This is a genomic window from Streptomyces sp. NPDC007905, from assembly GCF_042959345.1.
Lineage (GTDB): Bacteria > Actinomycetota > Actinomycetes > Streptomycetales > Streptomycetaceae > Streptomyces.
Map to the genome: position 1 here is coordinate 176,010 of NZ_JBIBKS010000018.1, position 6,401 is coordinate 182,410.

At 70.8% G+C, this 6,401-nt stretch carries 6 protein-coding genes; 3 read left to right on the top strand and 3 right to left on the bottom strand.

The window, feature by feature from the left end; all coding sequences use genetic code 11:
- The first annotated feature begins 32 nt into the window (after positions 1–32).
- Positions 33–2,000: an acetoacetate--CoA ligase gene (locus ACFZDC_RS29555; protein ID WP_391328766.1), complete on the top strand. Its 1,968-nt coding sequence runs from the start codon at positions 33–35 to the stop codon at positions 1,998–2,000.
- 12 nt (positions 2,001–2,012) lie between these two features.
- Here ACFZDC_RS29555 and ACFZDC_RS29560 read toward each other — a convergent pair whose 3' ends face one another.
- Positions 2,013–2,297: a hypothetical protein gene (locus tag ACFZDC_RS29560; protein ID WP_391328768.1), complete on the bottom strand. Its 285-nt coding sequence runs from the start codon at positions 2,295–2,297 to the stop codon at positions 2,013–2,015.
- A gap of 197 nt (positions 2,298–2,494) precedes the next feature.
- Here ACFZDC_RS29560 and ACFZDC_RS29565 point away from each other — a divergent pair, with 197 nt between their 5' ends.
- The gene (locus tag ACFZDC_RS29565) at positions 2,495–2,755 is read left to right on the top strand and encodes a hypothetical protein (RefSeq protein WP_391328770.1); all 261 of its coding nucleotides are present in this window, start codon (positions 2,495–2,497) and stop codon (positions 2,753–2,755) included.
- Between the two features lie 33 nt (positions 2,756–2,788).
- Complete coding sequence (locus ACFZDC_RS29570; protein ID WP_391328772.1) at positions 2,789–3,682, top strand: hypothetical protein; 894 nt, start codon at positions 2,789–2,791, stop codon at positions 3,680–3,682.
- Between the two features lie 103 nt (positions 3,683–3,785).
- Here ACFZDC_RS29570 and ptsP read toward each other — a convergent pair whose 3' ends face one another.
- The gene (ptsP, locus tag ACFZDC_RS29575) at positions 3,786–5,456 is read right to left on the bottom strand and encodes a phosphoenolpyruvate--protein phosphotransferase (RefSeq protein WP_391328774.1); all 1,671 of its coding nucleotides are present in this window, start codon (positions 5,454–5,456) and stop codon (positions 3,786–3,788) included.
- 80 nt (positions 5,457–5,536) lie between these two features.
- Positions 5,537–5,986 (bottom strand): glucose PTS transporter subunit IIA, encoded by a 450-nt coding sequence (locus ACFZDC_RS29580; RefSeq protein WP_391328776.1) that lies wholly within the window; start codon positions 5,984–5,986, stop codon positions 5,537–5,539.
- Positions 5,987–6,401 lie beyond the last annotated feature (415 nt).

Below are 6,401 nucleotides of genomic sequence, written 5' to 3' on the forward strand. Positions count from 1 at the left end.
CGCACACGACGCGCACAGCCCGGGAGCCCCCCATGTCGACAGCGAACCCCCAGCCGCTCTGGCAGCCCGATCCCGAGCGGATCGCCCAGGCACGGATCACCGCGTTCCAGGCATGGGCAGCCGAGCACCACGGCGCCCCGGCCGAGGGAGGCTACTGCGCGCTGCACCGCTGGTCCGTCGAGCAGTTGGACACGTTCTGGAAAGCCGTCACGGAGTGGTTCGACGTACGGTTCTCGGCACCCTACGCGCGCGTACTGGGCGACCGCTCGATGCCGGGCGCCCAGTGGTTCCCCGGAGCCACCCTCAACTACGCCGAGCACGCCCTGCGCGCCGCCGCCGACCGGCCGGACGAACCCGCCCTCCTGTACGTCGACGAGACCCATGAACCGCGCCCGGTGACCTGGTCCGAGCTGCGCTGCCAGGTCGGCTCCCTCGCCGCCGAACTCCGCGCCCTCGGCGTCCGTCCCGGCGACCGCGTCAGCGGCTACCTCCCGAACGTCCCTCAGGCGGTCGTCGCGCTCCTCGCGACGGCCGCCGTCGGCGCCGTGTGGACCTCCTGTGCCCCCGACTTCGGCGCCCGCAGCGTCCTCGACCGCTTCCAGCAGGTCGAACCGGTCGTCCTGTTCACCGTCGACGGTTACCGCTACGGCGGCAAGGAGCACGACCGGCGTGAGATCGTCGCCGAGCTGCGCCGCGAGCTGCCCACCCTGCGCGCCGTCGTCCACATCCCGCTCCTGGGCACCGAGGCGCCGCAGGGCACCCTCGAGTGGGCGGCACTGACCACCGCCGACACCGAGCCCGTCTTCGAGCAGGTCCCGTTCGACCACCCCCTGTGGGTGCTGTACTCCTCCGGCACGACCGGCCTGCCCAAGGCCATCGTCCAGTCCCAGGGCGGCATCCTGGTCGAGCACCTCAAGCAGCTCGGTCTGCACTGCGACCTCGGCCCCGGTGATCGCTTCTTCTGGTACACCTCGACCGGCTGGATGATGTGGAACTTCCTCGTCTCCGGCCTCCTCACGGGCACCACGATCGTCCTGTACGACGGCAGCCCCGGCTACCCCGACACTGGCGCCCAGTGGCGGGTCGCAGAACGCACCGGCGCCACCCTCTACGGCACCTCGGCCGCCTACGTCATGGCCTGCCGCAAGGCGGGCGTGCACCCCTCTCGCGACTTCGACCTCTCCCAGGTACGGTGCGTCGCCACCACCGGCTCCCCGCTGCCGCCCGACGGCTTCCGCTGGCTGCACGACGAAGTCCGCGAGGACCTGTGGATCGCCTCCGTCAGCGGCGGCACGGACGTCTGCTCCTGCTTCGCAGGAGCCGTTCCGACGCTTCCGGTGTACACCGGTGAACTCCAGGCCCCCGGCCTCGGCACCGACCTGCAGTCCTGGGACCCGACCGGCAAGCCCCTCGTCGACGAGGTGGGCGAACTGGTCGTCACCAACCCCATGCCCTCGATGCCGATCCACTTCTGGAACGACCCTGACGGCAGCCGCTACCACGACAGCTACTTCGACACCTACCCGGGCGTCTGGCGCCACGGCGACTGGATCACCGTCACCTCGCGCGGCTCCGTGATCATCCACGGCCGCTCCGACTCCACCCTCAACCGGCAGGGCGTGCGCATGGGCTCGGCCGACATCTACGAAGTGGTCGAACGACTGCCCGAGATCAGGGAGTCCCTCGTCATCGGCATCGAACAGCCCGACGGGGGCTACTGGATGCCCCTGTTCGTCCACCTGACGCCCGGCGCCGTCCTCGACGAGGTACTCCTGAACCGCATCAAGCAGGCCATTCGCGAGCAGCTCTCGCCACGCCATGTGCCCGACGAGATCATCGAGGTCCCGGGCGTCCCGCACACCCTCACCGGCAAGCGCATCGAGGTCCCGGTCAAGCGCCTTCTCCAGGGCACGCCCCTGGAGAAGGCCGTCAACCCCGGGTCCATCGACAACCTCGGCCTGCTGGGCTTCTACGAGGAACTGGCACGCAAACACGCCTGACCCGCAGGGCCGTCACCCGCCGTAGGAGGCCTCGGACTCGCCCAGCACGGCGGCGAAGTCCGAGACCGGCCGCGCGACCTCAGCCGGCGCCGGATCCGCTGCCGTGATCCGGACTCCTGGTGCGGAGGCCATCCGGAACCTCGACCCGGCCGCGACCCACCAGCAGTACGACCGCAAGCCGTTCACCACCGCCGACTCGTCTCGCACGGGCACCCACAGGGTCATCCCGCTGCCCCTGTGGAACGCCCACAGCGAGGGCGTGCCGCACGGCCGCGCACCCTTGCTGCTCGTCCTCAACAACCTGATGGTCGTGGCCCTCCAAGTGCCGCTCGCCCGATACGGCACCACCGGCGCGGCCGCCCGGAATCTCCTCGTCCCGCTGTCCGCCGCCTTCGCACTCGGCGGCGCCACCATGGCCCTCTCCGCCACCGGCGGCGCCCCGCGGGCCGTCTGCCTGCTGACCGCAGCTGGCCGTCGCCTTCACCCTCGCCGAGATGCTCCACGCCACCGTGTCCTGGGAACTGTCCGTGGCCCTCGCCCCCGTCACCGCCCTGGGCGCCTACCTCGGCGTGCACGGACTCGCCGCCTCCGCCCAGCGCGGCATCGGCCTGCTCGGCGTCACCGCCGCCATCTCCACCGGACCACTCGGCTGGACCGCCTTCGGCACCACCATCGCCGTGACCTGCGCAGTCCAGCACCGCCTGGTCCGCGACCGTCCCCGGCGCAGTCGTTGTCAGTGCCGCCGGTTACTGTGAGTGAGCACTGATTCACCGCGCATTGGGGGAAACATGGCGCACACCGACCACCAGACCATGCGACGCGTCCTGCGCCGCGAGATCGCCGGCACCATCGGCCTGCTCACCGACGACCACGACTTCCGCGCCATGCGGCGCTACCGCAGCTTCGTCTTCGACGACCACACCACCTACCTCCAGCAGGTGGAAGCCCTCCTCAAGAGCCGAGAGGCCCAGGGCAGCCACACCACTCTTGCCCTCTTCGACCCCGAGGAGTACGCCGCATTCTGCGCGGACACCGGCCTCGACCCGGAAGCCCCGGCCAGCCGCACCCGGTTCACGGCGGAACTCGCAGCGACCGGCCCCACCATCCCCTACGACGGCCGTCCCCTCGCCACCCTCCTGCCCGCTCTCGTCGACGAGGCCGTACGCCAGGCCACGTGGGAGTACGCCACCACCCTCCTGACCCGCCTCGGCCCCTGCGTCACCTGCGGCGAGGACATCGGACGCGCGGCCTTCACCCGCGCCTCCGACCTCCTCGTGCGCATCCTCGACACCGCCCCGCCAGGCGACCGGCACCTCGTCTGCAGCGTCTCCGGACCGCCGGACACCCTCCTGTCCGTCCTGCACGCCGACGAGGACACCGAAGGCACCACGGACCTCGACGAGGCCGAAGCGCTCGAATTCACCAGCGTCCTCGCCCTGGGCCTCGCCACGCGCCGCCCCGGCGGGCTCGTCATGCGCATCAGCGCCCCCGGCACGGCGGACCGTGTCCACGGCTGGCGGCTGCGCGGTGGTGGGCTCGAACCTCTCACCGCTTCCGAGGTCTTCGACGCCTACTGCACCGACGTCGAATCCGGCGACCTCATCTCCCCCGAGTCGGGCGTCGACTACTGCACGCCCCCCGACCTCGGAGAGGAGAGCACGGAACCGGGACACCGCCACTGAAAGCGCCAGGGGCGCCCCACCGAAGGCGGGACGCCCCTGAATCCGACAGACAAGGTGCGCCGGACGACAACACGCGTCGGCACGGCAACGTGGAACCGAACGACTACTCGCCGGACAGCACCGCCTGAGCCGCGCCGCGCGCCTCCTCGGCGCTGTCCGCCGCACGCGCGGCCGCGGCGGCCCGCTCGCACTGCGCCAGCGTGTACTTCGCCAGCGTCGCCCGAACATAGGGGATCGACGCCGCACCCATGGACAGGGAGGTGACGCCCAAGCCTGTCAGCACACAGGCCAGCAGCGGGTCGGACGCGGCCTCGCCGCACACACCACAGCTCTTGCCTTCGGCCCTGGCCGCCTCGGCGGACAGCGCGACCAGGTCGAGCAGCGCGGGCTGCCACGGGTCCTGGAGCCGCGACACCGCACCCACCTGCCGGTCGGCCGCGAACGTGTACTGCGCGAGGTCGTTGGTCCCCAGCGACAGGAACTCGACCTCCTGCAGGATCGAGCGCGCCCGCAGCGCTGCCGACGGGATCTCCACCATCGCGCCGAACTTGGCACGCAGCCCCGCTTCCCGGCAGGCATCGGCGAACGCCTTCGCGTCCGCACGGTCCGCCACCATGGGCGCCATGACCTCGAGGTGGACGGGCAGTCCCTCCGCGGCCTGCGCCAGCGCGGTCAGCTGCGTGCGCAGAATCTCGGGGTGGTCGAGCAGGGTCCGCAGACCACGCACGCCCAGCGCCGGGTTCGGCTCGTCCGCCGGCGTGAGGAAGGCCAGCGGCTTGTCCGCGCCCGCGTCCAGCACGCGCACCACCACGCGACCCTCGGGGAACGCCTCCAGGACCTGCCGGTAGGCCCGCACCTGCTTCTCCGCGGACGGCGCGTTCTTGCTGTCGTCCAGGAACAGGAACTCGGTGCGGAACAGACCGACACCCTCGGCACCGGCCTCCACGGCCGCCGGCACGTCCGCCGGCCCGCCGACATTGGCCAGCAGCGGCACCTTGTGCCCGTCGGCCGTGGCACCCGGACCGGTCGAAGCGGCCAGCGCGGCCTTGCGCTCGGCGGCCGCAGCCCGCAGCTCCGCCTTCTTCGCCTCGCTCGGGTTCACGAAGATGTCACCCGTGCTGCCGTCGACGGCGATCAACGTGCCCTCGGCCAGCTCTCCGGCGCCCGGCAGCGCCACTACGGCCGGCACGCCCAGCGCTCGCGCCAGGATCGCGCTGTGACTGGTCGGGCCACCCTCCTCGGTCACGAAACCGAGCACCAGGGCGGGGTCCAGCAGCGCCGTGTCGGCGGGCGCCAGATCGCGCGCCACGAGCACATAGGGCTCGTCGCTGTCCGGGACACCCGGCATGGGAACACCCAGGAGCCGGGCGACGATACGGTTCCGCACGTCGTCGAGGTCGGCCACGCGACCGGCGAGGTACTCCCCGGCACCGGCCAGCAGCTCGCGGTACGCCGCGAAGGCGTCGTACACCGCACGTTCCGCCGTACTGCCGACGGCGATCCGCCGGTCGATGTCCGCCATCAGTTCGGGATCCTGCGCCATCATGGCCTGCGCCTCGAGCACGGCCTGGGCCTCGCCCCCCGCCAGATTGCCGCGCGCCATCAGGTCTGCCGCCACCGCGCCCACGGCCTGGCGCGCCCGCCCCTGCTCGCGCTCCGCCTCCTCCGCCGGGATCTGCTTGGCCGGCGGCTCCAGCATCGCCGTTCCCATGTGCCGAACCTCGCCGATCGCCACACCGTGGCTCACGCCGACGCCTCGCAGCGTTGTCTCCATCGCACCCGTCTCCGAATAAGTGCGGCGGGTCCCGCCGCCGCGGTGGTTGTCCCGTACGCCGCCCTACGACGGCACTGCCATCAGTTCCAGGAGAAGAGGCTGTCGCCGGCCTTGACGTCGCCGCTGTCACGGAGATCGGAGAGGGACTCGGCCGTGGCCTCGAGTGCCACGACAGGGCACACCGGCGACTTGCCGGCGGCCTCGACCGCGGCGGGGTCCCAGCGCACGATGCTCTGACCGCGCGCGACGGTGTCGCCCTTGTTGACGAGCAGCTCGAAGCCCTCGCCGTTGAGCTGGACGGTGTCGATGCCGAGGTGGGTGAGCACACCGTGCCCGCTCTCGTCGACCACGACGAACGCGTGCGGGTGCAGGGAAACGATGACCCCGTCCACGGGCGCCACGGCCTCGGAGGGCTCACGCTCGGGGTCGATCGCAGTACCTGGCCCGACCATGGCCCCGGAGAAGACCGGATCCGGCACGGCGGCCAGTGCGATGGCGCGTCCGGCGAGAGGGGACGTCACGGTGGTCATGGGAAGCCTCCCAGGAGTGGAGCTGCAGGTAGGGCCGTCACTGCCTGTCCCGGACGGCGCACTGAGCAGCAGGGTATGTCAAAGGAAGTGACGGTTCCGTATGGAACCTAGCAGCAAGTGGTCTAGACCACCAACCCCACCGATTTGCACAGGCTCCGAGGCCCCGTGTACAGTCCTAACCCTGCTTGGGACGGAATGACGCGCAAGCGTGTCCGCTGAGCAGCACCCAAACTCGTCAGATCCTATCTCGGGATCACCTCCTGCATGTCCGCAGAGGGGTGGTCAGAGGGACGGAAAAACCCTGATAGAGTTTGAAACATCGAAGGGAAGCGCCCGGAGGAAAGCCCGAGAGGGTGAGTACAAAGGAAGCGACCGTTCCTTGAGAACTCAACAGCGTGCCAAAAATCAACGCCAG